Genomic DNA, 22,687 nt, shown 5'->3' with positions numbered 1-22,687 from the left:
ATTGTGCCCGGAAGGGTGAGAGGCGGTGGAGGATAATAACAATCGGAGGACTTAAATGTCTCAGTTTACTATGAAGCAGCTGCTTGAAGCAGGTGTGCACTTCGGTCACCAGACCCGCCGTTGGAACCCAAAAATGGCACCGTATATTTTCGGTCAGCGTAACGGCATTCACATTATCGATCTGCAGAAAACTCTGCGTCTGGCCAATGAGGCCTACTCATTTATGAACGCGCTGGCAGCTGCCGGTGGTCGTGTGCTGTTCGTTGGCACCAAGCGTCAGGCCCGCGATGCGGTTAAAGAGGAGTCACTGCGTGCCGGTCAGTTTTATGTAAATCACCGTTGGTTGGGTGGTACGCTGACCAACTTCTCAACTGTTCAGCAGTCTGTTCGCAAGATGAAAGATCTTCAGCGCCAGAAGGAAGAGGGCGTGTTTGAGCTGCTGACCAAGAAAGAGGCCCTGCAGATGCAGCGCGCACTGGATAAGCTGGAGCGTTCACTCGGCGGTATCAAGGATATGGTTGAGCTTCCTGACTGTCTGTTTGTGGTTGATGTGCGCAAAGAGGACCTGGCTGTGAAAGAGGCCCAGAAACTGGGTATCCCGGTTGTCGCTGTCGTGGATACCAACTGCGACCCATCCGGTATCGATTATGTTGTTCCTGGTAACGATGATGCCATTCGTGCTGTTCGCCTCTTCTGCAGCAAGATTGCTGACGCGCTTCTGGAAGGTGCCGAAGCATGGACACTTGAGAACAGTGAAGATGGCGCCGACATCGTTGAGGCGATGGCTGCAGGCAGTGAAGAAGTTGAAGCAGACGTTGCAGCCGAGCCTGCAGCCGAAGCTTAATAATATTGAGATTACGGAGAATATAGAATGAGCATTACGGCCGCAGATGTAAAAAAACTGCGTGAAACGAGCGGCGCAGGCATGATGGATTGCAAAAAAGCATTGACTGAAACCGGTGGTGATTTCGATGCAGCGGTTGATCTTCTTCGCAAGAAGGGACTGGGTGCCGCATCCAAGAAAGCCGGGCGCGTAGCAGCAGAGGGCGTTGTTGTATCCGTATCCGAAGGCAATGTCGGTGTTGTACTGGAAGTAAATGCCGAGACCGATTTCGTAAGTAAGAACGAGAAATTTGTTGGATTTGCAAATGCTGTTGCCGAGCTGATCATCAAGCAGAACCCTGCCGATGTTGATGCGCTGAAGGCTATGGACTTCGACGGGGAACACACTGTTGAACAGGCGCTTTCGCAGCTGATTGCGACTATTGGCGAGAATATGAGTATCCGTCGTTTTGAGCGCACTGAAGCAAGTGGCGTGGCCTCCTATGTGCATGGCGCCGGAAAGATCGGCGTGCTTGTCGGTTTCGATGGTGATGTTGATACCGATCTGGCTCGTGGTATTGCCATGCATGTGGCCGCTGCCAATCCGCTATTCATCGCCCGCGGCGATGTTGATGCGGATACCGTAGAGCGTGAGCGTGCGGTGCTTTCCGAGCGTGCTATTGCCAGTGGCAAGCCTGAAGCGATCGTAGACAAGATCGTGACCGGTCAGCTGAACAAGTTCTACTCTGACATCTGCCTGCTTGAGCAGGATTTTGTTATGGATACGGACCAGAAAGTCGGCAAGGCGCTGGGTAATGTAACAGTAACCGCCATGACTCGTTTTGCGCTTGGTGAAGGCATCGAGCGGAAAGAGGAAGATTTCGCTGCAGAAGTTGCTGCTCAGATTCAGGGCGGTTGATTGCAGATGAGTGATGTTCGTCTCGAAAGCAGTGAGCAGCGCCCCTATAAGCGGGTGCTGCTCAAGCTTTCCGGCGAAGTATTAATGGGGGAGACCTCATACGGTGTTGATCCCGAAACCATAAACCGGCTGGCCAGAGAGATAATCGAGGTACAAAACGCCGGTGTTGAACTGGCCATCGTAATCGGTGGTGGCAACATTTTTCGGGGCATGAGCGGCACCGCCTCTGGAATGGATCGCGCCAGTGCCGATTACATGGGCATGCTGGCTACGGTCATGAACTCTATCGCCCTGCAGGATGCAATCGAACGCAATGGTGCAACTGTGCGAGTGATTTCCGCCCTGCATATCAGGGAAATAGCCGAACCCTATATCCGGCGCCGTGCTGTACGCCATCTTGAGAAAGGGCGTATTTTGATCTTTGCTGCAGGCACAGGTAATCCCTATTTCACAACAGATACAGCTGCCAGTCTTCGCGCCATGGAGATTCAGGCCGATGCAGTGATCAAGGGAACCAAGGTGGATGGTGTTTACACATCCGATCCGGCCAAGAACCCTGATGCCATACGTTATGAAACACTTACATTTACTGAAGCGCTGACCAAGCGTCTGGGAGTCATGGATGCTACAGCCATGTCACTCTGCCGTGACAATCATATGCCGATTGTGGTGTTTGATGTGACTACACCGGGTCAGATGCTGAAAGCCGTGTCCGGTGAGCCTGTCGGCACACTGGTTCAGGAGGGGTGAGCATGTTTAAAGATGTCGAAAACAGAATGCAGAAATCCATTGCTGCGCTGAAGTCGGATCTGGCAACGATCCGGACGGGACGAGCCAATGCGGCTCTGCTCGATCATGTTCGGGTCTCCTATTACGGGTCTGAAGTTCCAATCAATCAGGTGGGAAACCTTTCCGTGCCCGAGCCGCGTATGTTGATGATTACGCCATGGGAAAAGAACCTGATTGCTGATATCGAGAAGGCCATTCTTAAATCTGACCTCGGCCTGAACCCCACCAGTGATGGTGAAGTTGTGCGTCTTGTGCTTCCAGAGCTCACCGAGGATCGACGCCGGGATTTGGTGAAGCAGGTGAAAGCCGCGGGTGAAAAGTCCAAGGTGTCCATTCGCAATATCCGTCGTGATGCCAATGATGAAGTGAAGCATCAGGTGAAGGATGAGGGGCTTCCTGAAGACGAGAGCAAACGTTTGCAGGATCAGATTCAGAAGATTACCGACAGGTTTATCGCTGAAGTTGACGAGATTATCGAGCATAAAGAAACTGAAATCCTGACTGTCTGATGTCTTCATCAAAACAGGCGGCCAAGCCTGGCATTCCATACCATGTCGGTATTGTCATGGATGGCAATGGACGATGGGCTAAGGCGCACGGCAAGCCTCGCCTGGAGGGACACCAGAAGGGTGCCGAAGTTGCCCGTAGCGTCGTAAAGTGGGCAAAAGAACTGGGTGTTCGCCAGCTCTCCCTGTTTGCCTTTTCAACTGAAAACTGGAACAGACCAAAACTCGAAGTGCGCGGGCTTATGAGCCTGCTTGCGATAATGCTGCCGAAAAGTGTTCCTGACATGATGGAGAATGGTGTCCGCTTCAGGGTTCTGGGCGACGTTTCGCCACTCCCTGCCAGTGCCAGACGTGCGGTAGAGAAGGCTTCTGTCGAGACCGAAGGAAATGATGGGATGGATCTGGTTCTTTGCCTTAATTATGGCGGTCAGCAGGAGATTGTTGCCGGTGTTAAACAGGCTGTTCGATGGATTGGTGAACAGAGCGACACTGAATCGGCCCTTGCAGAACTTACCCCGGAAAAGTTCCGCTCTCTGCTCTGGAGGCATGATCTGAATGAGCTAGACCTGTTGATCCGGACCGGTGGAGAGCGCCGCATCTCCAACTTTCACCTCTGGGATGCGGCATATGCAGAGCTCTACTTCAGTGACGTGTTCTGGCCGGAGTTTACCAAACAGGATCTGAAAGTTGCCTTGGATGATTATGCAGAGCGCGAGCGGCGCTATGGCAAGACCAGCGAGCAGGTTAGCTGATGAGTGAACTGAATAAGCGCATCATTACAGCCCTGGTGCTGGTTGCCCTTGTCTGGGTCTGGTATTTCAGGCTGCCGTCACCATGGTTTGAAACTGTACTGGTACTGATCGGGTGGGGGGCTACCTGCGAGCTGATCCTGATGATGAAATTAAGAGGTTCGATGATCTATATGGTTTCCTCTTTGCCTCTCTGGATTGCCTTTCTGGAGTCGCCGCAGGTCACCTGGCTTCTTCTGGCGGCAATCTTCTGGTTCGGCCTGTTCGTTATGACATCCCGGGAACACGAGGCCTCTTTCGGCAGCTTTTTCGCCTTTATCTGGCTCTTCTCCTGGATATATCTGTTTGCCCTTGCCGTTGCTTCAACGCACGGTTCAGAGATGGGCCAGGGGCTGGTGATTGGTGCCTGTCTCGCAGTCTGGGCTTCTGATATAGCGGCGTATTTTGTTGGGCGCGCAATTGGCAGGCGCAAACTCTGTCCTGCAATCAGTCCGGGAAAATCGATAGAGGGGCTGGCAGGAGGGGTGCTTTTCGCTGTGCCTGTGGCAGTGGTGTGCTGGCTGGCATGGGGTGTTCTTCCATTTGGGTTGGCTTTGATGCTTGCTATTATCACGGTATTTTCAGGCGCACTTGGCGACCTTTCAGAGTCAGCGGTGAAACGTTTGGTCGGCGTCAAAGATAGTGGGCGCTGGTTGCCGGGCCATGGCGGTATTCTTGATCGAATTGATGCCATTATCATGGCTGTGCCGGTGGCGTGGCTGCTGTGGGGGGTGATGGTGTGAAGATAACGTTGCTCGGTGCCACGGGTTCCATCGGCTGCAGTACAGCCGATGTGATGCTGCAGCATCCCGATAAGTTCTCCGCCCATGCACTCGTAGGACATCGCAATCATGGGAAGATGCTTCAGCTTGCTGAACAACTCAGGCCCGAATGGGTTGTTATGACTGATGAAAGTGCTGCCTTGGAGCTGCAAGGGCGACTTCCTGCAGGTGTCCGACTTGAAGCGGGTATGGCTGCAGCAACAGAGCTCGCTGCAGCCTCTGAGACAGATATGGTGATGGCCGCCATGGTCGGATCTGCCGGGTTGCCGGCTACGCTTGCAGCGGTAAAGGCCGGAAAACGGGTCGGGCTTGCCAATAAGGAGTGTCTGGTTACTGCCGGCAGAATATTCATGCAGGCTGCGCGCGCCTCGGGTGCCGAGGTAGTGCCAGTGGATTCAGAGCATGCTGCTGTACATCAGTGTATGCATGGGCATGACCATGGTTCGGTTACACAGGTAATTCTGACTGCATCGGGAGGTCCGTTCAGGGATCGTGATCCAGCCTCGCTTCGTAATGTGACGCCGGAAGAGGCGATTGCCCATCCGAACTGGGATATGGGAGCAAAGATCAGTGTCGATTCAGCGACCATGATGAACAAAGCGCTGGAGCTGATCGAAGCGCATTGGTTGTTTGATCTTCCTGCCGAAAAGCTCTCTGCCATCATTCATCCTGAGAGCATCATCCATGCCATGGTAGAGTATCATGACGGTTCGGTGCTGGCGCAGTTGGCGATGCCTGATATGCGTATGCCGATTGCCTATGCGATGCAGGCTGAACCGAGACTTTCAACCGGTATTGCGTGGCTCGATATGGCAAAAACAGGAGCGCTGCATTTCCAGGCTGTGGACAGTACACGTTTTCCGGCTATGCGACTGGTGAAAGATGTCATGCAGGGTGAGGATTCGCTTTCCATTGCATTCAACGCTGCCAACGAGGTGGCCAATGCAGCTTTCCGCGAGCGACGCATCGGATTTACTGATATTGTGATGACTGTCGAAAAGGTGCTCTCGCAGGTGGAAAATGTCCCCGTAGGGCAGTTGAGCGATGTATGGTTGCATGATGAGCATGCCAGGGATCTGGCCAACGAGGTGATATCCTGATGCCGGAAATTCTGCATACAACTTTGGCCTTTGTCGTGGCGATCGCTCTGCTGATCGCCGTGCATGAATACGGCCACTTTTCTGTAGCCCGCAGGCTTGGGATTAAAGTGGAGAAGTTCTCCATCGGATTCGGTCCTGCACTCTTTTCTTGGCGCAGCCGCGACGGAGAGGTGTTGTATGTTATCGCGGCTATTCCTCTCGGCGGTTACGTGAAAATGCTCGGTGAGAATCCCGATGAGAAGGATCAGCAACTGAGTGAAGCTGACAGGATCAGAGCTTTCAATAACCAGCCGGTTTGGAAACGTGCAGCTGTTGCTGCAGCGGGGCCTGTATATAATTTTCTGTTTGCCATCGTTGCATATATGATTGTCGCCTGGCTTGGACAGGCAGTGCTTCCCCCGACCATAGGTTATGTTGCACCCGCTTCGATTGCCGAGCAGGCAGGGCTTCAGGTTGGAGACCGCATTGTACAGGTGGGAGAGCGTGAGGTGAACTCCTGGCAGCAGATGGAAGAGTTGCTGAAGGGTTATGTTGGCGATTCAGCCACCCTGCATGTGGATCGCGACGAGAGGCCTCTTTCGCTTTCCCTGTCACTGCCTGTTCAGGAAAAGGATGCCCTGCTGATAGACGTGGCTGACGAAGTGCTCGGTTTCAACCCCGGCCTCACTGTTTCGATTGAAGAGGTGATGCCGTCATCTGCGGCAGAGCGCGCCGGGCTGAAGAAAGGCGATATTATTGAGCAGGTGAACGGATACACGATAGGCAATGTGAATCAGTTTATTGCCCAGGTGCAGAGGCACGCCGATGAAAATCTGAGCATGGTGGTAAAGCGTGACAGAACTACGCTGAGCCTGACTGTTATACCGGTTGCAGATGAGGATCAACAGGGGCGACTGGGCGTACGCCTGGCATCACAGTCGCTGCATGGGACTGAGATCTACCGCATGGGTGTTTTTGAAGGGGTTCAGTACGGTTTTGTCAGAACCTGGGAGATGACGGTGCTAACCCTTGGGGTGTTTGGCAAAATGGTGACATCGGCGATTTCACCGGATAATCTCGGGGGGCCGATAGCCATTGCCCAGCTGGCGGGAAAGACCGCTGATCTGGGTCTGGTCTATTTCATGAGTTTTCTGGCATTGATTTCAGTGAATCTCGGGGTGCTGAATTTGTTGCCAATCCCTATTCTGGATGGTGGTCTTCTGGTTTATCTGGGATTGGAGAAATTGAGGGGCAGGCAGCTGTCACCACGTTTTATGGAAATTACGCAGGTGATTGGGCTGGCACTGATCGTTACGTTGATGGTATTTGCATTTTATAACGATCTGTCGCGCCTGTTCAGGGGATAATATGTTTCGCTTAAGACAATTACTGCTGAGTATGGGGATAGTGCTGTCGCTGATTTCAGCTGCTACACCACCTGCCACAGCTGAAGCAGCTGCTCAGCCAGTGGTTTCTCAAATTCTCTCCATTGAAGTTGAGGGTAACCGCTTTGTCGAAAAAGAGATGGTGCTTTCCAAGATGGGAAGCAAGGAGGGACAGGAGCTTAGCCGCAAACAGTTGAGCCGGGATGTTCGTACCCTCCACAGGTCCGGTTTTTTCTCCGATGTGCGTTTTACTGGTACCAGGGTAGAGAAGGGCATTCATCTGGTTTGCCATGTGACTGAATATCCGCTAATCGCTTCACTTGAATTTGAGGGTAACGAGGAGCATACGAGCAAGGATTTGCAGTTACGCATGAAACTGAAACCCGGCCAGATGTTCAGCCCGTCGAATCAACAGTCAGATCTGAACACCTTTCGCAAGGGCTACCTTAAGGATGGATATTACCAGGTTGATGTAAAGTTTATCGCCACCCCGAGAAACGATGGTCGTGTTGATCTGCTGGTTAAAATACACGAGGGAGAAGTTACGCACATTGAACGTATCCGCTTTGTTGGCAACGAGATATTCAGCGATGATACGTTGAAAGGTGAGATTTTTTCGAGCGAATCAAATCTGGCCAGCTGGTTTTCTGATAAAGACGTCTTTGATCAGAAGCGCTTTGGTGCAGATGCTGAAATGCTGCGGCAGTTTTACCTGAACAATGGTTATCTCGATTTTCAGATCGAGTCTCAACAGATCAGCATGACTCCGGATAAAAAGGCCTTCAATCTTACCTTTAATGTTCATGAAGGTAATCAGTACACGGTGTCGGGCGTGGATGTTCAGGGTGATCTGGTCCCAGATAGAGATGCGCTGATTGATCTCTTGGAAGTAGAGGCTGGTGACACCTACGATCATTCTGACATGCAGGCTACGCTTCAGGCACTGACCGAGAGGGTCAATGATGAAGGCTATGCCTTTGCGACAGTAACCCCTTTGATGAACCGCAAGCTGGATGAGCGAACAGTTGCGATAAATTTCGACATTGAAAAAGGTGCCGAGGTTTACGTTGAGAGGATCGAAATCCAGGGTAATGAGAAAACCGAGGACGCTGTTATTCGCAGGCTGGTGCAACAATCGGAAGGGGAGCGTTATTCCGGTTCGCAGATACAACAGAGTAAAGAAGATGTGATGCGTTCGGGTCTGGTTGAAGATGTGCGCACCTCTATTGCAAAAGGCAATACAGCTGGCAAGGCTACGATGAAGGTGGATGTGAAGGAGAGAAGAACCGGTTCAATCTCCGGGGGTATTGGCTATTCACAGCAAGAGAAGGTGATTTTTAACGCGAAAGTAAATGAAACCAACCTGTTCGGGAAAGGCTATAAGGCAAGCTTGAATGGTGAATATGGACGTATTACCAAGAATGTTACCGCAAACCTGACAGACCCTTATCTGTTCGCTGATAATATCAGTGGTTCAATCAATGCGAGCCATACTGCTACTGATCCTATAGCAACGACTAACTATCGAACGACTAAAAAGGGTGTCGGATTAGGGTTGGGAGTGCCCATCTCAAGTTATGTTTCTTACGGGCTCAATTATCAGTACAATCAAACTAACCTGACCATCGCGAATGCAGCCCAGGTAACTTCATTATTCGTTCTGGCTCAGCAGGGTAAACAGACCACGGGTGAATTGACCCAGCGTCTGACTTGGGATAGCAGGGATAGAATGATTGCAACTACCGAAGGTTATTATGACCAGTTGACATTCAGCGTCGCTGGTCTTGGTGGTAATGAGAAGTTTTATGAGGCGGCTTTTGAAAGCAAATCTTATTTTTCATTTGGCGACAAAAATGTCATAACTTTCAATCCCAACCTCTCAGCATCCATGATAAGCGGTTATTCAAATATGGATACTCCCCTATACCGGCGCTACTCCATGGGTGGCGTCGGAAGTTTGAGAGGTTTTGACACCCTTGGCGTATCTCTGCGTGACCCTGTAACCAAAGAACCCGTAGGTGGTGATAAACAAGTATCCGCATCGCTTAATGTTTTCTTTCCGATTCCGTTTATTGATACGACAGGGGTTCGTGCTGTTGTTTTTGCGGATGCGGGAACAGTTTGGGGCGCTGTTAATGCAACTGTCGGCGGAACTACAGTGAGTGTGACAGAGGCACTGTCTTTATCACGAGTCAGATATTCGGCAGGGTTTGGCTTTGAGTGGATGTCACCCATCGGACCTATTGGTGTAATCTGGGCCTATCCGATCCGTAAGGTTGCCGGAGATGTCGAAAGAAGTTTTGAATTTGTATTAGGAACGTCATACTAGTAGAAGAAATGGTTGGAAAGGAGTTGTTTAAATGAATAAGAAGATAGGAATTCGATCATTGCTGTTATCGATGGTGGCTGTCTCATTTGTAGGCATTTCAGCGGTGCAGGCAGAAGGCTTGAAGATTGGTTATATCGATGTCAAAAGCGCAATGGAAAACACAGCTGACCATCAACGGGGAATGAAGCGCTTGCAGGCTTTGCAGGATCAGAAGGTCAAGGAGTTGCAGGCACTGGGTGGAAAGATAAGCCAGCAGGAAAAAGATCTTCTGGGGCAGTCGATGGCCATGTCTCCTGACCGCCTGGCACAGAAGCAGCAGGAGCTGAAAGCAATGCGTACGGATTTTCAGCGCAAGCAGCAGGATGCTCAGGAAGCACTTCAGGCAGAACAGAATCGTCTTCAGATGAGCATTGGATCTAAGTTTGAAAAAGTTGTCGGCAGCTATGGAAAAAAGGGTGGCTTCGACATGATCATTGCCAAACCAGTAACCCTCTACATCAATCCGAAGCATGATATCACCGCTGATATCACCAAGCTCCTTGATGCAGAAAAGTAAGAGCATCGTTTGAAATCAATTACCCTCGGTGAAGTTGCCGGTATTGTCGGCGGCAAGCTAGGTGGCCCTGCCTGTGAGAAGCCTGAGCTTCGAATCACTGGCGTTAATACCCTTGCGGATGCAGGAGAGGGTGAGGTTTCGTTTCTGGCCAACCAGCGCTACAAAAGTGAACTGGAGAGCACATCGGCAGCGGCGGTGCTGATTTCGGATGCAGCGGCTGCACCCGATGGCCTGGGAAGCATTATTGTCGATGATCCGTATCTTGCATTCGCCAAGCTGCAGCGGTTCTTTTATCCGAGGGCTATTGCATCAGGTCAGCGCCATGCATCGGCAGTTATCGATGGTTCTGCAAAATTGGCGGATGATGTGGATGTTGGCCCCTTGGCAGTGATTGGGGCGAATGTGACAATTGGCTCCGGAACAATTGTCGGGCCGGGTTGCGTTATCGGTGAAAACAGCCGCATAGGAAGTATCTGCATCCTCCATGCCAACAGCGTGATTGCGCATAACTGTGTGCTTGGGAACGAGGTGATTCTACAGCCCGGAGCCACAGTAGGGGCGGATGGTTTCGGGTATGCCTGGGCAGGCAAACGGTTTCTGAAAATACCGCAGGTGGGGCGGGTAATTATTGAAGATGATGTTGAGATCGGTGCCAATGCGACAGTGGACCGCGGTGCCATAGGCGACACCGTGATCGAGCGCGGCGTTAAGCTTGATAACATGGTTCAGATTGCGCACAACGTGAGGGTCGGGGCCTATACCGTGATGGCCAGTCAGGTAGGTATCTCCGGCTCTACAAAGATCGGGAAAGGATGCCAGTTCGGAGGTCAGAGCGGTACAGCCGGCCATCTTGTGATTGGTGACGGATGCAAGCTTGCCGGACAAAGTGGTGTGATAGGAGATCTTGATGCGGGCGGCGTCTATGCCGGAACCCCGGCAATTCCACACCGACTCTGGCTGAAGGTTTCAGCACTGATGATGAAACTGCCGGATATGTGGAAGGCACAACAGAAATAACCCCATTGGCGGGAATCAGTAATACATTGTTTATGGAGAGTAACATGCCGGAATTTAACATTGACGAGATTATGCAGTATTTGCCTCATCGTTATCCGTTTCTGCTGATCGACCGCATTCTCGACTTTGAGAAGGAGAAAAGCATTCGTGCTCTGAAGAATGTAACGATCAATGAACCACAATTTACGGGCCATTTTCCAACGCATCCGGTGATGCCTGGAGTCCTTCTTGTCGAGGCGATGGCGCAGGCCGGCGGCATGCTGGCATTTCAGTCTGTAGAGGATGATCGTGATTACCTGGTCTATTTCACAGGCATAGATGGCGTTCGATTCCGCAAACCGGTTCGTCCTGGCGATCAGGTGATTTTTGAGCTGACCTGTCTCAGGCGACGCGGCTTTATGTGGAAACTTCGTGGTGAGGCATTTGTCGATGGCAAACTTGTTTGCGAAGGTGATCTGACGGCTACATTGGTGCCGCAAGAGAGCGCATGAGTCCGCAAATTCATCCTACCGCGATCGTCGATGCCGGAGCGGAGATCGGAGATGGAGTAAGCATCGGCCCATATTCCATAGTTGGTGCCAATGTAAAGATTGGTAATAATTGTGAACTGATGAGTCACGCTGTCGTTACCGGCAACACTACAATGGGAGAGGGTAACCGTGTATTTCCCTTCTCATCCATAGGCCAGATTCCCCAGGACCTTAAATATCACGGTGAGCCTTCAGAGGTAATTATCGGCGATAACAACCAGATTCGTGAAAATGTAACGATCAATGCCGGCACTGAAGGGGGCGGCATGGTGACCCGGATTGGCAACAATAACCTGCTGATGGCTTATACCCATATCGCCCATGACTGTATTCTTGGCAACAACATCGTGCTGGCGAACTGTGCAACTCTTGCCGGTCATGTCGAGGTAGATGATCAGGCCATCATCGGTGGTCTTTCCGCAATTCAGCAGTTTGTTCGAATCGGAAAGCTTGCCATGATCGGCGGCATGAGCGGCGTTACCAAGGATGTTGCTCCTTACTGTCTGCTGGCCGGCGGATATAGAGCCGGGCTATCTGGTCTGAATCTGGTTGGCCTTAAACGCAAAGGGTTCAATGCCAGTCAGGTGGGCCGGCTGAAAGAGATTTACCGTATCCTGCTGCAGGAGAGTGGCAAGCGGGATGAACGGCTTGCCGAGGCCGAAGCCCTGTTGCAGGAGGGGGATGATGTCGCACGCGAGATTATCGAGTTTGTGCGCAGTGCCAAACGTGGACTGATGACTCACGGTCGCGAGTCGGACTAAACAAGCCTTACCGTCATGAACAGGATCGGACTCATCGCCGGATATGGCCACTTTCCGCTGGAATTGGCCAGGGCACTGACCAATGCCGGTTTTGAGGTTCATACGGTTGCGGCACGTGAAGAGACATTTCCTGAGATTGAGAAACTTACCGCCTCAACCTGCTGGCTTCATGTCGGTCAGATTGGTGGCATGATCAAGGCCTTTAAGCGAGCCGGTGTCGAGCAGGTGGTAATGGCCGGCAAGGTGCGCAAGCTCCACCTGTTTCGCAATTTCAGACCTGATTTGACCGCCATGAAGGGGTTGATGCGGCTGAAAGACAGGCGCGATGACTCCATTCTTAATGCCATAGCTGACCTTCTGCAAGAGGGTGGACTTACCCTCATCGATCAGACCCTTTATGCCGGAGAGATGCTGGCTGGCAGTGGCCACCTGGCTGGTCCGGTGGCAAAAAAGCGCATGGCCGACATCGAATTCGGTTTTGCGCAGGCCAAGGGTATTGCGGGTTTGGATATCGGTCAGACCATTATTGTTCAGAATCAGGCGGTTCTTGCTGTCGAGGCGATTGAAGGCACGGATGAATCGATCAAGCGCGGTGGTTCACTCGGGAGTGGAGAGGCCGCGGTGATCAAGGTGGCAAAACCTGATCAGGATCTTCGCTTCGATGTTCCTGCAGTCGGTCCGGATACGCTTGAAACGATGAAAGCATCGGGATGCAACCTTCTTGCTGTTGAAGCAGGAAAAACACTGATGATCGAGCGGCAGCGCTTCTTCGAACTGGCGGGGCAGTACGGTATTTCTGTCTATGGTTATTCAGAAGATTAATCTTCTCAATTTCTGTGCGGGTTTGATCTGATGACTCGCTTCTTTATCAGTGCTGGCGAAACCTCAGGTGACCTGCATGCTGCAACCGTGGTGAAAGAGCTGAAGGCCCGTTTTCCTGATTCAACCATTCATGGTATTGCAGGCAGCCAGATGGTCGACGAAGGGTGTTTGCCGGTACGCCACATGAGCGAACTCAATGTGATGGGGCTTGCCGATGTGCTCCGCTCTCTCTCCAGAATCAAGGAGATTGAACGCTCTGTTCTCGACTGGTGCTCAAATGAGAGGCCGGACGTCGCCATCCTTGTGGACTTTTCTAGCTTTCATATGCGACTGGGGCGAAAGATACGTGCGCTAGGTATTCCTGTATTGCACTTCATCGCCCCCAAGTTATGGGCATGGGGCGGTTGGCGGGTCAGGAAGCTGAAAAGATCGCAGGATCGACTGGCCTGTATCCTGCCCTTCGAGCCTGAGTGGTTTCAAAAGCACGGCATCGAGCATGCTGCCTATGTCGGAAATCCAAGTGCGGCAGGTTGTGCGGATGGCTGGTCAGCCGCTGAATTAAGAGAGAGGCTGGAGGTGGGTGAGAAGCAATCGCTGCTGGCGTTGCTCCCGGGAAGCCGGCCGCAGGAGCTCAGGGCGCACGTGCCGATTCTGGCAGAGTTGCTGCAGCGTGTTCGAGGTGAAGCCCCCGACCTTGCATGCGTGGTTCCTGTTGCTCCCGGAGTCGACAAGGCCGTCCTGGAACCATTACTGAAACTGGGTGCAAAGCAGATCGATCGTACAGCCGATGGATATGCGATGCGGGCAGATGCTGCGGTTGCCGTGTCGGGCACGGCAACGCTTGAGCTTGCGCTCTGGAATACCCCCACCGTACTGGTTTACCGCGGATCACCCCTGATGGTGTTTCTGGCGCGAAAACTGGTCAGCCTGCAGTGCGCAGGCCTTGCCAACATCATTCTTGGTGACCGTTTTGTGATGCCTGAATTGATTCAGGAGCATTGCACGGTCGATAACATCATGGCCGAGCTTATGCCACTCCTGTGCCATGAGGAGGCTGCCCGAAAGCAGCGTGAAGAGTTCTCCGAACTTCGGCGCATTTTAGGCGATAAACAGGCCGCTTCAGGTGTGGTGGAAATGGTAGAAGAGCTGCTCTGATTACCCCTCGTATTTTTTCGTCCATTTGATTTTCTGGTTGCAGTCGTAGCCAGTGGGAGTGGGTATTGTGGCCGGATCAGGCAAACGTATTGATCGCAAGAATTCGAATAATACGTTGTGCCCAAGGGGGTAGGGCATCAATACCACTGGACAGAAGAACATCTCCGTAGTTTGCCCGCGCACGAGATTGTCATGGGTCACACCAGAGCCAGTGTGAATGATGATAGGAATTAAACAGCTTCCGGGTTCCTCAGCGGGGGATTCGTACCTTCGCCATGCGCTCCTGGATTATCTCGATTTTCCTGTCGATCCAGTCAGTGCTGCGCCTGTCGTAGAAACGCGGGTTGGGCAGGATCGCTGCCAATCGGGCAGCCTGCCATGACGAAAGCATTGAGGCAGGTATTCCGAAGTGGTGGCGTGCCGCAGCTTCGGCGCCGTAGATACCGCGGCCCCACTCTGCATAGTTGAGGTAGAGTTCTAAAATGCGATGCTTGGAGAGTGTTGTCTCAATCATCACTGTAATGATCGCCTCCTCACCTTTGCGCAGCAGCGAACGATCACCGGACAGGAAAAGATTCTTGGCCAGCTGCTGACTGATGGTGGATCCCCCGGCGGCAAAACGTCCCTTTTCGATGTTTTTCTCAAGCGCATTCTGGATTCCCTCCCAGTCAAAACCGCTGTGCTCGACGAAGGTGGCATCCTCGGCGGCAATTACCGCACGTTTCAGGTTATGCGAGATACGGCTGTAGGGAACAGGCATATGCGAGAGTTTTGCATTGGGATTCTTTTCTTGCAGCACTTCAAGCGATTGCTGCATAAATGCACTCATCTCAGGATATTCACTGCGCCATTGCAGCAGCTGTGCAAGCACCCAGAGGTGCCAGATGATCACAACCAAGGCCAGCGCCAGTAAAGCCCCCCTGATCCAGCGCCGTAGCCGGTCAAAGCGGGGGCGCTTGGCAGGTTTCCTGTATTTTATCTGATCCGGCATGGCTGGAGAGTTATACATTCTGTTGTAAACTATTCAATGAGGAGTGCTCTGTCTCTGTACGTTATATCACAACGAAAAAAAGAGGGCCGGCTAAATGCCGGCCCCAGGATTGTGCAGGGAATGGGTGGGGGGAGATTATGTATGCTTCTTAATCCACATCTCATACATCGAGACGACCCACATAAAGGCAAAAGCGATCGCCATTCCGATTCCGCCAAACATCACCAGCCATGCAAATGCAGGGTCGAACTTCGTTAGCCACCACGATGCAATATCGAGTACCTGCGAAACATAGGGCATCGCAATGGCGGACGCCTTCAGCCAGAGCGGCACTCCGGTGGAGAATGAGAAGATCAGTCCGACAAACATGAAGATAAAGGCGATGCCGAAGAGGTGGATATGCGATACACGTGTCAGTGATGCGAAGCTTGCACCACTGTCGGTTTCTGAAACGTGTTTTACGCTCTCATAGGTGCTGAAGTCAGGCAGCCCCATATCAGCGTTATGACAGGCCAGACAGTTGTTTTCAAAGATTGGTTTGATGGTTGCATTGAACTGCTGTTCATCCGCTCCGTCGCGGGCCCACTTGATGATCTTGAATCGATCCTCTTCAGATGCATTCTCTTTCATTGAGCCGTTGAGCTTATTCTCAATGACGGAGCCGTTACGGTTGCCATAGTAACTGTAGACGATGTCATCAATGGAGAGGCCGATTTTTCCATCAGCCATACCGTGGGTGAAAAGGATCTGGGTAAAGGCCATCATATAGCCGATACCTACGAGGATCAGGTAGCTGCTGAACAGAACCTTTAGAGAAATGTTGATATTGCTGAATGACCAGTTTGGCATGTTTACTCCCGTTTCCAGCTTGGTTTGAATGAATAATCGGCGATATAATACATGGTATTATTATATTATCAACAACTTATATAAGAGTGTTGAGATGTGAATAGGAAACTGGCAGCCGGAATAAATAACAGCAGGTGAGGCGGTCGATTCGGATATGCCGGTATGTATGAGGTGAATAGAAAAAAGCCAGATTTTCATTCAAATTTCAGGAGAACGCGATACTTGACCGGCTACCTGCATTATTGATAATGCGCGCCTGCTTTAAATCGCCCGGAGGTAAGCATGCAGCGACAGTGGCTCGTGACATTGCAGAATCTTCCGGCAGCGGGCAGAAGCTGGGACATCGATGTGCCCCGGAGAGTGTTGCAGGACGAGCAGTTCGGAAGCGTCAATGTGGTTTCTGACCTGTGCGGGGATGTACACTGGAATGTGTCACTTGAGCATACAGGTCAGTTGTATCGGCTCTGTGGAGAGTGGCGTGCCGTAATAGCACGCGAATGTTCCCGCTGTAATGCGGCATTCAGCTGGCAGGTAACCGGCCAGACTGAGCGCCAGTTTCAACTTGGTCGTGAACCGGTTGACGATGAGAGCGGGGTGGATTGTGAATACATCGCACCGCCCGGTGAAGTCAATCTGGTGGACGTGCTGCGCGAGGATATCTGGCTGGCATGGAAGGCCGATGTGATTTGCAGTGAAACCTGCAAAGGCTTGTGTCAGGGTTGTGGGAGCAATCTCAACAGTGAAGCCTGCAAGTGCAAGCGTGATGAGAGTGATCATCCATTTGCCGCACTGCGCAATTTGAAGCTTGATGGTTAATATTTCACCACTGGTGAAAGGAGAGTAAGTAATGGCAGTTCCAAAGAGAAAAACAAGCGCGTCCAAGCGCAACATGCGTCGTGCACATGATCGTATCGTACCTGCTGGCATGAGCGAGTGTCCTGAGTGTGGTGAAATGATGCGTCCGCATCATGTATGTCCTCATTGCGGCACCTACAAGGGTCGCGAAGTTACCTCTTCAAGCGAAGATTAAACCGGTCTTTTGAACAGTATCAGCAGACGAGGCAATTTCATTGTCTGAACCTGCTCACACGACAGGCGAGGGGAGCCGGGAAATACGAATCCTGGTTGATGGACACGGCGGCGATGCGGCACCCGCGATGGTGCTTGACGCGCTTCAGATGGTCCTCGCTCCAGGCTTCTCCGCACAGTTCTCTGGAACGCTGACGCTTGGCATCGTAGGCCAGGAAGAGGTGCTTGCACCCCTGCTGCGCGCGCGCGGAATTGATAGTCGGGTTTCACTGATCCCGGCTACTGATGTTATCGGTATGTGCGACTCTCCGTCGCATGCGTTGCGACGCAAGAAGGATTCATCAATCCACGTCGGCGCACGCATGGTGCGGGATGGTTACTGGGATGCACTGGTTTCTGCCGGCAATACCGGCGCACTGATGGCGATCTCCAAACTTGTTCTGAAAACCCTTCCTGGCATCGATCGCCCTGCGATCGCTTCAATGATTCCGGCTGTTGATGATGGCCGCACGCTGATGCTCGATGCCGGCGCCAATTCCGAATGTACCTCTGACCATCTTGTCCAGTTCGCAATCATGGGTTCCTGTTATATGCAGGCCACCGAAGGACTGGATGCACCGCGTGTCGGTCTGCTTAATATCGGCAGTGAAGATATCAAGGGCACTGATGTGATTAAGCTGACCTCCAGCAAGCTGGCTGAAACCACCCTCAACTACATTGGTAATGTTGAAGGTACCGACCTGTTCGGCAACGATGTCGATGTCGTGGTCTGCGATGGCTTTGTCGGTAATGTGGCACTGAAAACGATGGAGGGAACTGCCCGTTTTCTGGCCCACAGCATGAAGAAGGAGTTAACCAGCGGTGTCGTGGCCAAGGCCGGAGCTCTGATGGCCAGAAGTGCTTTGAACCGTTTCAAGGACCGCGTCAATCCGGGCAAGTACAATGGAGCACCGCTACTGGGTCTGAACGGTATTGTGGTGAAAAGCCATGGTGGTGCTGATGCCGAAAGTTTCGTCAGCGCTGTTTCTGTTGCCTGCCGCGAGGTGGATGAGAATCTGACCGATCGTATTACCCAGTCCGTACAGGAGATGGTCGAATCATGAGCTTGCGATCGGTCCATATAACCGGTATCGGTGGATATCTTCCCGATCGTATCATGACCAATGCCGATCTCGAGAAGATGGTGGATACCACTGATGCCTGGATCCGAGAGCGTACAGGCATTCGCCAGCGCCATATTATTGCCCCGGAGCAGATGACCTCCGACCTTGCAGTCGAGGCGGCAAAAATTGCGATGGCCGATGCCGGTGTCACAATCGATGATATCGATGCATTGATCGTGGCGACCACGACCCCAGACCTTATTTTTCCGGCCACGGCAACTGTGGTTCAGTGTAAGCTGGGTGGTAAGGATTTTCCGGCCTGGGATATCCAGGCGGTCTGCTCAGGTTTTGTATACGGGCTGGCTCAGGCTGAAGGCATGATGCGGGCCGGTATGTTCAAGCGCGTCCTGCTTATTGGCGCTGAGGCGATGAGCCGTATTATTGACTGGAGGGATCGCGGTACCTGTATCCTTTTTGGTGACGGAGCAGGTGCAGTTGTTCTTGAGGCAGGGGAGCCTGATGCTGAGAATGGCATGATCGGTTCCGTGCTGCATGCTGACGGCGCCTACCGCGACCTGCTTAAAGCACATCACCCTCATCCCCCGTCAAGTCCGGAGATGCATCACTCTGAAAAACATCATGAAGCTGCTGATTTTGAGATCGATTCTGCTGGCGCCGCTGCTGTCGAGATGAAGGGCAACGAGGTGTTTCGCGTTGCAGTAACCAAGCTTGGCGATGTGGTGAAAGAGATTCTGGCCAAGTACGATATGAAGGATTCCGATATTGACTGGCTCGTTCCGCATCAGGCCAATATCAGGATTATTCAGGCGACAGCGAAGAAGCTAAAGATGGATCTGGATCGGGTAGCGCTGACAGTTGAGAAGCATGGAAACACCTCATCAGCAAGTGTTCCGATGGCACTGAACGACCTCTATATATCTGGGCGCCTTGAGAAAGGGCAGTTGATTCTACTTGAGGCATTTGCAGGCGGTTTCGCCTGGGGTGCGAACCTCGTGCGCTGGTCCAAATAATTTTTCGAATTTAGGATTTTATCATGGCTGATTTTGTATTTCTGTTTCCCGGTCAGGGTTCACAAAGTAAAGGTATGCTCGACCCGTTTCAGGATGTCGATGTTGTAACACAGACACTGGAAGAGGCATCGGACGCACTCGGTTACGATATGGCTGCACTCATTCGTGATGATGCCGATGAGAAACTCGGCCAGACCGAGTTTACTCAGCCGGCACTTCTGACTGCTTCTACTGCCATGTTGCGTCTCTGGCAGCAGCGAGGAGGTGCCGCCCCGTCACAGGTGGCCGGTCACTCTCTGGGTGAGTACTCCGCACTGGTGGCAGCTGGAGCGATCAGTTTCTCCGATGCGGTGCAGCTGGTGGCGTTTCGCGGCAAGGCGATGACCGAAGCAGTGCCTGCCGGCGTAGGCAGCATGGCCGCGATTCTTGGTTTGGCTGACGATATAGTCGAAGGGCTCTGCGATAGTGCATCAAGTGAAGACGAAAAGGTCTGGGCGGCCAACTACAACTGTCCCGGACAGCTGGTTGTTGCCGGTCATGCTGCGGCAGTCGAGCGCATGATGATTATGGCGAAAGAGGCGGGAGCCAAACGTGCTTTGCCGCTGGCTGTCAGTGCGCCATCACATACGCCCCTGATGCAGCCTGCCGCAGATGCCATGGCTGCGCGGTTGCAGGAGATTTCATTCAATACGCCTGTTTGCCCAGTATGGGGTAATGCAAGCGCAACGCCTGAACAGAATATCGAGAAAATCAGGAATGCACTGGTTGCTCAGCTGGTGTCACCTGTGCGCTGGACAGAAACCGTGCAGAAGCTTGCTACATCCGGCATCACCATGGGTGTGGAGATGGGGCCGGGCAAGGTGCTTTCAGGACTCGTCAAACGAATCGAGCGTGATATGCTTGTTGGGGTAAGTGTCAACTCGGATCAGATTGATGCTAGCATTGCACTGATTGCAGGGGAGTGAGGGGATTATGAGCGAAACAAGAACTGCACTGGTCACCGGCGCAAGCCGCGGCATAGGCCTGGTTGTTGCCAAACAGCTGGCAGCAGCCGGATATAACCTTGCCATCTGTGGTACTACTCAGGCCACCATCGACAAGGCAGCCGACGCTATTCGTGCAGAGAGTAATGTGGAGGTTCTGGCTAGCGCTGTTGATGTCTCCGATCGTGATCAGATTCAGGGCTTTGTGCAGGCAACTGCCAAACATTTCGGTCGCCTTGATGTGATGGTCAATAATGCCGGTATTACCCGCGATAATCTCGCCATGCGCATGAAGCCGGAAGAGTGGGATGCAGTGATCAATACCAATCTGTCATCCGTGTTCAATGCCATGCAGGCGGCGCTCAAGCCGATGATGCGTGCACGTGGCGGCCGCATTATCAATATCTCGTCGGTTGTCGCTGGAATGGGTAACCCCGGTCAGCTCAATTACTGTGCAAGTAAAGGCGGCGTAGAGGCGATGACCCGTTCCCTGGCCCGCGAAGTGGGTTCGCGCGGCATAACCGTAAACGCTGTAGCACCTGGTTTTATTGCAACCGACATGACTGCAGAACTGGGCGATGATGCCCATGCCAAGCTCTCCGAGCAGATTCCTCTGGGTCGCCTCGGACAGCCGGAGGATATTGCTGCTGCCGTAGCCTTTCTGGCCAGTGACGCAGCCGGTTATATTACCGGCCATGTTCTGCATGTGAATGGTGGCATGTACATGTAAAAATATATTTATGCGGCACATGGATGTGCCGCTTGTTTCAATTCTGAAAAAAGGGTTGAAACGTTTAACAGAGTCAGAATCATATTATTGACTTTGTCTGGTTGGAAAATAGATGGACATGTTTTCTGACTATAACTATTTTATCTGTGCGCTGCTGAGCAGCAGGCAGAAGTGGTTCAGACTTGTGTGGCTATGAACCATATGATAGAAGCCGCATCTATTTTTTTCGGGAGGACTTTATGTCTGCAGAAATCGAAGCTAAAATCATTAAAATTGTTTCCGATCAGCTGAATGTTGATGAGGAAGAGATCAATCCTGATTCATCATTCGTAGATGACCTGGGCGCTGATTCACTGGACACCGTAGAGCTGGTGATGGCTTTCGAAGAGGAGTTCGGTGTTGAAATTCCGGACGAAGATGCAGAAGGCATCCAGAGCGTACAGAACGCAATCGACTATATCGCTGCCAAAGCTGAATAATATCTTATGACCAGACGCGTAGTCGTCACTGGTGTTGGGCTGGTTACCCCGCTCGGCACCGGTACCGATGTAACATGGGAAAACCTTAAGGCCGGCAAATCAGGTATCCGTCGCATCAGCCACTTTGATGCTGAGGCGACGGGTATGGCCTGTACCATTGCCGGTGAGGTTCCGGACTTCAATGTTGAAGATTTCATCAATCGCAAGGATGCGCGCAAAATGGATAAGTTTATCCAGTTTGGCGTAGCCGCGTCATTGATGGCGCTTGAACAGTCCGGCCTGACCATTGATGAAACCAATGCAGAACGTGTCGGTGTCGCTGTAGGCGCCGGCATGGGTGGTCTGGTGAGTATCGAGAATACCATGCGCGCTTATGAGGCCGGTGGTGCCCGTAAAATCTCACCATTCTTTATTCCGCAGACGATTATCAATATGACATCAGGCTGGGTATCGATGCTGACCGGTGCCAAGGGCCCGAATACTGCTGCAGTAACGGCCTGTGCCACAGGTACGCATGCTGTCGGTGATGCCTTTGAGATCATTGCGCGCGGCGATGCCGATGCGATGGTAGCCGGTGGTACAGAGGCTGTTGTCTGTGAGCTGGCTATTGGCGGTTTTTCCGCTGCCCGTGCACTCTCCACACGCAATGACGAGCCTGAACGCGCATCCCGCCCCTGGGACAAGGATCGCGACGGTTTCGTGATGGGTGAAGGTGCAGGTGTGCTTGTACTCGAAGAGCTTGAGTCAGCCAAGGCACGCGGTGCTGTGATTCTTGCTGAAGTGATCGGTTATGGCATGAGCGGCGACGCCTACCACATGACTTCACCATCTCCGGGAGGCGAAGGCGGCGGTCGCTGTATGAAGGCTGCAATGCAACGTGCCGGGATCAATCCTGAGGATGTCGATTATATCAATGCACACGGCACATCAACACCAGCAGGCGATGTGGCTGAAACACAGGGTATCAAATCGGTATTCGGTGATCATGCCAGAAAACTGATGGTTTCATCATCGAAATCGATGACAGGCCATCTGCTTGGCGCTGCCGGTGGTATTGAGGCTGCGTTCTCGGTGCTGGCTGTACACAATGGTGTGGTTCCTCCAACCATTAACCTGGACAACCAGGATCCTGAGTGTGATCTGGACTATGTCCCGCATGAAGCAAGGGACGCTAACATTAAGGTGGCTATATCCAATTCATTCGGATTTGGTGGTACCAACGCAACAGTCATCGTTCGCAAGTTCGATTAAT

Annotated in this window: 25 protein-coding genes; 23 read left to right on the top strand and 2 right to left on the bottom strand. The window is 52.2% G+C overall.

Features of this window, described 5'->3' with window-relative positions; genetic code table 11:
* The first annotated feature begins 55 nt into the window (after positions 1-55).
* From rpsB to lpxB, 15 genes are read left to right on the top strand one after another with little or no spacing between them, the layout of a single operon-like run.
* On the top strand, positions 56-844 hold the full coding sequence (gene rpsB, locus Ga0123462_RS07330; RefSeq protein ID WP_100265707.1) for a 30S ribosomal protein S2: 789 nt from the start codon (positions 56-58) through the stop codon (positions 842-844).
* Between the two features lie 27 nt (positions 845-871).
* On the top strand, positions 872-1,741 hold the full coding sequence (tsf, locus tag Ga0123462_RS07325; RefSeq protein WP_100265706.1) for a translation elongation factor Ts: 870 nt from the start codon (positions 872-874) through the stop codon (positions 1,739-1,741).
* A 6-nt stretch (positions 1,742-1,747) separates the two neighbouring features.
* Complete coding sequence (gene pyrH / locus Ga0123462_RS07320) at positions 1,748-2,491, top strand: UMP kinase (protein ID WP_100266539.1); 744 nt, start codon at positions 1,748-1,750, stop codon at positions 2,489-2,491.
* A 2-nt stretch (positions 2,492-2,493) separates the two neighbouring features.
* Entirely contained in the window at positions 2,494-3,039 is a 546-nt protein-coding gene (frr, locus tag Ga0123462_RS07315; RefSeq protein WP_100265705.1) for a ribosome recycling factor, read from the top strand.
* Positions 3,039-3,788 carry a polyprenyl diphosphate synthase gene (gene uppS, locus Ga0123462_RS07310; RefSeq protein WP_100265704.1) on the top strand — a complete coding sequence of 250 codons (750 nt, stop codon included), beginning with the start codon at positions 3,039-3,041 and terminating at the stop codon, positions 3,786-3,788. Before frr ends, uppS begins: the two co-directional genes overlap by 1 nt.
* The gene (locus Ga0123462_RS07305; RefSeq protein WP_100265703.1) at positions 3,788-4,567 is read left to right on the top strand and encodes a phosphatidate cytidylyltransferase; all 780 of its coding nucleotides are present in this window, start codon (positions 3,788-3,790) and stop codon (positions 4,565-4,567) included. Before uppS ends, Ga0123462_RS07305 begins: the two co-directional genes overlap by 1 nt.
* Entirely contained in the window at positions 4,564-5,706 is a 1,143-nt protein-coding gene (gene dxr / locus Ga0123462_RS07300) for a 1-deoxy-D-xylulose-5-phosphate reductoisomerase (protein WP_100266538.1), read from the top strand. The genes Ga0123462_RS07305 and dxr overlap by 4 nt, the downstream gene beginning before the upstream one ends.
* Positions 5,706-7,052 (top strand): RIP metalloprotease RseP, encoded by a 1,347-nt coding sequence (gene rseP / locus Ga0123462_RS07295; protein ID WP_100265702.1) that lies wholly within the window; start codon positions 5,706-5,708, stop codon positions 7,050-7,052. Before dxr ends, rseP begins: the two co-directional genes overlap by 1 nt.
* 1 nt (position 7,053) lies before the next feature.
* Entirely contained in the window at positions 7,054-9,399 is a 2,346-nt protein-coding gene (bamA, locus tag Ga0123462_RS07290; protein ID WP_100265701.1) for an outer membrane protein assembly factor BamA, read from the top strand.
* 31 nt (positions 9,400-9,430) lie between these two features.
* On the top strand, positions 9,431-9,955 hold the full coding sequence (locus Ga0123462_RS07285) for an OmpH/Skp family outer membrane protein (protein WP_100265700.1): 525 nt from the start codon (positions 9,431-9,433) through the stop codon (positions 9,953-9,955).
* Between the two features lie 9 nt (positions 9,956-9,964).
* On the top strand, positions 9,965-10,972 hold the full coding sequence (gene lpxD / locus Ga0123462_RS07280; protein ID WP_100265699.1) for a UDP-3-O-(3-hydroxymyristoyl)glucosamine N-acyltransferase: 1,008 nt from the start codon (positions 9,965-9,967) through the stop codon (positions 10,970-10,972).
* A gap of 44 nt (positions 10,973-11,016) precedes the next feature.
* On the top strand, positions 11,017-11,463 hold the full coding sequence (fabZ, locus tag Ga0123462_RS07275) for a 3-hydroxyacyl-ACP dehydratase FabZ (RefSeq protein ID WP_100265698.1): 447 nt from the start codon (positions 11,017-11,019) through the stop codon (positions 11,461-11,463).
* On the top strand, positions 11,460-12,263 hold the full coding sequence (gene lpxA / locus Ga0123462_RS07270) for an acyl-ACP--UDP-N-acetylglucosamine O-acyltransferase (RefSeq protein ID WP_100265697.1): 804 nt from the start codon (positions 11,460-11,462) through the stop codon (positions 12,261-12,263). The genes fabZ and lpxA overlap by 4 nt, the downstream gene beginning before the upstream one ends.
* 15 nt (positions 12,264-12,278) lie before the next feature.
* Positions 12,279-13,085, top strand: a complete 807-nt coding sequence (locus Ga0123462_RS07265; RefSeq protein WP_100265696.1) for an LpxI family protein — start codon at positions 12,279-12,281, stop codon at positions 13,083-13,085.
* Positions 13,086-13,115: 30 nt separating this feature from the next.
* On the top strand, positions 13,116-14,240 hold the full coding sequence (gene lpxB / locus Ga0123462_RS07260; RefSeq protein ID WP_100265695.1) for a lipid-A-disaccharide synthase: 1,125 nt from the start codon (positions 13,116-13,118) through the stop codon (positions 14,238-14,240).
* Between the two features lie 250 nt (positions 14,241-14,490).
* On the opposite strand, the gene mtgA is transcribed toward lpxB, so the two are convergent.
* On the bottom strand, positions 14,491-15,249 hold the full coding sequence (mtgA, locus tag Ga0123462_RS07255) for a monofunctional biosynthetic peptidoglycan transglycosylase (RefSeq protein ID WP_232726399.1): 759 nt from the start codon (positions 15,247-15,249) through the stop codon (positions 14,491-14,493).
* A 117-nt stretch (positions 15,250-15,366) separates the two neighbouring features.
* Complete coding sequence (locus tag Ga0123462_RS07250) at positions 15,367-16,080, bottom strand: elongation factor-1 alpha (protein WP_100265693.1); 714 nt, start codon at positions 16,078-16,080, stop codon at positions 15,367-15,369.
* Positions 16,081-16,362: 282 nt separating this feature from the next.
* On the opposite strand from Ga0123462_RS07250, the gene Ga0123462_RS07245 reads away from it, so the two are divergent.
* The 8 genes from Ga0123462_RS07245 (at position 16,363) to fabF (ending at position 22,686) form a co-directional block, all read left to right on the top strand.
* Complete coding sequence (locus Ga0123462_RS07245; RefSeq protein WP_100265692.1) at positions 16,363-16,896, top strand: YceD family protein; 534 nt, start codon at positions 16,363-16,365, stop codon at positions 16,894-16,896.
* Between the two features lie 31 nt (positions 16,897-16,927).
* The gene (rpmF, locus tag Ga0123462_RS07240) at positions 16,928-17,110 is read left to right on the top strand and encodes a 50S ribosomal protein L32 (RefSeq protein WP_100265691.1); all 183 of its coding nucleotides are present in this window, start codon (positions 16,928-16,930) and stop codon (positions 17,108-17,110) included.
* A gap of 40 nt (positions 17,111-17,150) precedes the next feature.
* Positions 17,151-18,212, top strand: a complete 1,062-nt coding sequence (gene plsX, locus Ga0123462_RS07235) for a phosphate acyltransferase PlsX (RefSeq protein WP_100265690.1) — start codon at positions 17,151-17,153, stop codon at positions 18,210-18,212.
* The gene (locus Ga0123462_RS07230) at positions 18,209-19,243 is read left to right on the top strand and encodes a beta-ketoacyl-ACP synthase III (protein WP_100265689.1); all 1,035 of its coding nucleotides are present in this window, start codon (positions 18,209-18,211) and stop codon (positions 19,241-19,243) included. Before plsX ends, Ga0123462_RS07230 begins: the two co-directional genes overlap by 4 nt.
* A gap of 23 nt (positions 19,244-19,266) precedes the next feature.
* The gene (gene fabD / locus Ga0123462_RS07225) at positions 19,267-20,208 is read left to right on the top strand and encodes an ACP S-malonyltransferase (RefSeq protein ID WP_100265688.1); all 942 of its coding nucleotides are present in this window, start codon (positions 19,267-19,269) and stop codon (positions 20,206-20,208) included.
* 7 nt (positions 20,209-20,215) lie between these two features.
* A complete protein-coding gene (gene fabG, locus Ga0123462_RS07220) occupies positions 20,216-20,956 on the top strand; it encodes a 3-oxoacyl-ACP reductase FabG (RefSeq protein WP_100265687.1) in 741 nt (246 codons plus the stop codon).
* 239 nt (positions 20,957-21,195) lie between these two features.
* The gene (gene acpP, locus Ga0123462_RS07215; protein WP_100265686.1) at positions 21,196-21,435 is read left to right on the top strand and encodes an acyl carrier protein; all 240 of its coding nucleotides are present in this window, start codon (positions 21,196-21,198) and stop codon (positions 21,433-21,435) included.
* 6 nt (positions 21,436-21,441) lie between these two features.
* Positions 21,442-22,686 (top strand): beta-ketoacyl-ACP synthase II, encoded by a 1,245-nt coding sequence (fabF, locus tag Ga0123462_RS07210; RefSeq protein ID WP_100265685.1) that lies wholly within the window; start codon positions 21,442-21,444, stop codon positions 22,684-22,686.
* The last annotated feature ends 1 nt before the right edge of the window (position 22,687 follow it).

The organism is Mariprofundus ferrinatatus, assembly GCF_002795825.1.
Lineage (GTDB): Bacteria > Pseudomonadota > Zetaproteobacteria > Mariprofundales > Mariprofundaceae > Mariprofundus > Mariprofundus ferrinatatus.
This window is presented reverse-complemented; position numbering and strand designations above follow the sequence as displayed.

Coding starts and splice junctions, on each gene's coding strand:
- fabZ (WP_100265698.1), top strand. CDS start 11,017: ATGCCGGAATTTAACATTGACGAGATTATGCAGTATTTGCCTCATCGT.
- acpP (WP_100265686.1), top strand. CDS start 21,196: ATGTCTGCAGAAATCGAAGCTAAAATCATTAAAATTGTTTCCGATCAG.
- uppS (WP_100265704.1), top strand. CDS start 3,039: ATGTCTTCATCAAAACAGGCGGCCAAGCCTGGCATTCCATACCATGTC.
- bamA (WP_100265701.1), top strand. CDS start 7,054: ATGTTTCGCTTAAGACAATTACTGCTGAGTATGGGGATAGTGCTGTCG.
- Ga0123462_RS07250 (WP_100265693.1), bottom strand. CDS start 16,080: ATGCCAAACTGGTCATTCAGCAATATCAACATTTCTCTAAAGGTTCTG.
- tsf (WP_100265706.1), top strand. CDS start 872: ATGAGCATTACGGCCGCAGATGTAAAAAAACTGCGTGAAACGAGCGGC.
- fabG (WP_100265687.1), top strand. CDS start 20,216: ATGAGCGAAACAAGAACTGCACTGGTCACCGGCGCAAGCCGCGGCATA.
- rseP (WP_100265702.1), top strand. CDS start 5,706: ATGCCGGAAATTCTGCATACAACTTTGGCCTTTGTCGTGGCGATCGCT.
- pyrH (WP_100266539.1), top strand. CDS start 1,748: ATGAGTGATGTTCGTCTCGAAAGCAGTGAGCAGCGCCCCTATAAGCGG.
- Ga0123462_RS07265 (WP_100265696.1), top strand. CDS start 12,279: ATGAACAGGATCGGACTCATCGCCGGATATGGCCACTTTCCGCTGGAA.
- rpsB (WP_100265707.1), top strand. CDS start 56: ATGTCTCAGTTTACTATGAAGCAGCTGCTTGAAGCAGGTGTGCACTTC.
- lpxA (WP_100265697.1), top strand. CDS start 11,460: ATGAGTCCGCAAATTCATCCTACCGCGATCGTCGATGCCGGAGCGGAG.
- Ga0123462_RS07245 (WP_100265692.1), top strand. CDS start 16,363: ATGCAGCGACAGTGGCTCGTGACATTGCAGAATCTTCCGGCAGCGGGC.
- Ga0123462_RS07285 (WP_100265700.1), top strand. CDS start 9,431: ATGAATAAGAAGATAGGAATTCGATCATTGCTGTTATCGATGGTGGCT.
- mtgA (WP_232726399.1), bottom strand. CDS start 15,249: ATGTATAACTCTCCAGCCATGCCGGATCAGATAAAATACAGGAAACCT.
- fabF (WP_100265685.1), top strand. CDS start 21,442: ATGACCAGACGCGTAGTCGTCACTGGTGTTGGGCTGGTTACCCCGCTC.
- frr (WP_100265705.1), top strand. CDS start 2,494: ATGTTTAAAGATGTCGAAAACAGAATGCAGAAATCCATTGCTGCGCTG.
- rpmF (WP_100265691.1), top strand. CDS start 16,928: ATGGCAGTTCCAAAGAGAAAAACAAGCGCGTCCAAGCGCAACATGCGT.
- Ga0123462_RS07305 (WP_100265703.1), top strand. CDS start 3,788: ATGAGTGAACTGAATAAGCGCATCATTACAGCCCTGGTGCTGGTTGCC.
- fabD (WP_100265688.1), top strand. CDS start 19,267: ATGGCTGATTTTGTATTTCTGTTTCCCGGTCAGGGTTCACAAAGTAAA.
- Ga0123462_RS07230 (WP_100265689.1), top strand. CDS start 18,209: ATGAGCTTGCGATCGGTCCATATAACCGGTATCGGTGGATATCTTCCC.
- lpxB (WP_100265695.1), top strand. CDS start 13,116: ATGACTCGCTTCTTTATCAGTGCTGGCGAAACCTCAGGTGACCTGCAT.